Origin of the sequence: uncultured Luteimonas sp. (assembly GCF_947492465.1) — a bacterium.
In the GTDB taxonomy this organism is placed as follows: Bacteria; Pseudomonadota; Gammaproteobacteria; order Xanthomonadales; family Xanthomonadaceae; genus Luteimonas.
Genome location: NZ_CANLNF010000027.1, coordinates 1 through 1,628 on the forward strand (window position 1 = coordinate 1; position 1,628 = coordinate 1,628).

The window sequence follows — 1,628 nt, forward strand, 5'->3', positions numbered from 1 at the left end:
AGGACGAAGCTGCTGATATCACGCTTCCAGGAAAAGCTCCTAAGCTTCAGCTTACGCAGACCGTACCGTAAACCGACACAGGTGGGTAGGATGAGAATTCTCAGGCGCTTGAGAGAACTCGGGTGAAGGAACTAGGCAAAATAGCACCGTAACTTCGGGAGAAGGTGCGCCTCTTCTGGTGAATAGCTGGGGGAGGCCGAAGTGACCAGGCCGCTGCGACTGTTTATCAAAAACACAGCACTCTGCAAACACGAAAGTGGACGTATAGGGTGTGACGCCTGCCCGGTGCCGGAAGGTTAATTGATGGGGTCAGCCGCAAGGCGAAGCTCTTGATCGAAGCCCCGGTAAACGGCGGCCGTAACTATAACGGTCCTAAGGTAGCGAAATTCCTTGTCGGGTAAGTTCCGACCTGCACGAATGGCGTAACGACAGCGGCGCTGTCTCCACCCGAGACTCAGTGAAATTGAAATCGCTGTGAAGATGCAGCGTTCCCGTGGCAAGACGGAAAGACCCCGTGAACCTTTACTATAGCTTCACACTGAACGTTGAGTTCGTCTGTGTAGGATAGGTGGGAGGCTGTGAAACCCTGGCGCTAGCTGGGGTGGAGCCATCCTTGAAATACCACCCTGTCGTGCTTGACGTTCTAACCTGGGCCCGTAATCCGGGTCGGGGACCGTGTGTGGTGGGTAGTTTGACTGGGGCGGTCTCCTCCCAAAGAGTAACGGAGGAGCTCGAAGGTACGCTCAGCGCGGTCGGACATCGCGCACTGTGTGCAAAGGCATAAGCGTGCTTGACTGCAAGATCGACGGATCAAGCAGGTACGAAAGTAGGACTTAGTGATCCGGTGGTTCTGTATGGAAGGGCCATCGCTCAACGGATAAAAGGTACTCCGGGGATAACAGGCTGATACCGCCCAAGCGTCCATAGCGACGGCGGTGTTTGGCACCTCGATGTCGGCTCATCACATCCTGGGGCTGTAGTCGGTCCCAAGGGTATGGCTGTTCGCCATTTAAAGTGGTACGCGAGCTGGGTTCAGAACGTCGTGAGACAGTTCGGTCCCTATCTGCCATGGGCGTTGGAGATTTGAGAGGGGCTGCTCCTAGTACGAGAGGACCGGAGTGGACGAACCTCTGGTGTTCCGGTTGTCACGCCAGTGGCACTGCCGGGTAGCTATGTTCGGAAGCGATAACCGCTGAAAGCATCTAAGCGGGAAGCGCGCCTCAAGATGAGATCTCCCGGGGCACAAGCCCCCTAAAGGAACCATCAAGACCAGGTGGTTGATAGGCTGGGTGTGTAAGCGCAGTAATGCGTTGAGCTAACCAGTACTAATGATCCGTGCGGCTTGACCATATAACCTCAAGTGGCCTTGGACTCTGCGACCACGTCGCCGACAGTCAAGACCAACCCGTTCGCTACTTCCCCCCTTCGAGAGCGTGAGCGCTGCTCCGTCTACGGCTTGATCCGTACCGGTGCCGGCGACCCTCCACCCTCTCCCTGGTGACAATAGCTGAGTGGAACCACCCGATCCCATTCCGAACTCGGAAGTGAAACGCTTACGCGCCGATGGTAGTGTGCAGCCGCATGCGAGAGTAGGTCATCGCCAGGGTCTTTACCCCAAAACCCCCAGC

General features: G+C 56.4%; 2 rRNA genes. Both read left to right on the forward strand.

The window, feature by feature from the left end:
- Positions 1-1,350, forward strand: a 23S ribosomal RNA gene (locus Q0863_RS18410); the annotation flags it as partial.
- 143 nt (positions 1,351-1,493) lie between these two features.
- A 5S ribosomal RNA gene (rrf, locus tag Q0863_RS18415) occupies positions 1,494-1,606 on the forward strand.
- The last annotated feature ends 22 nt before the right edge of the window (positions 1,607-1,628 follow it).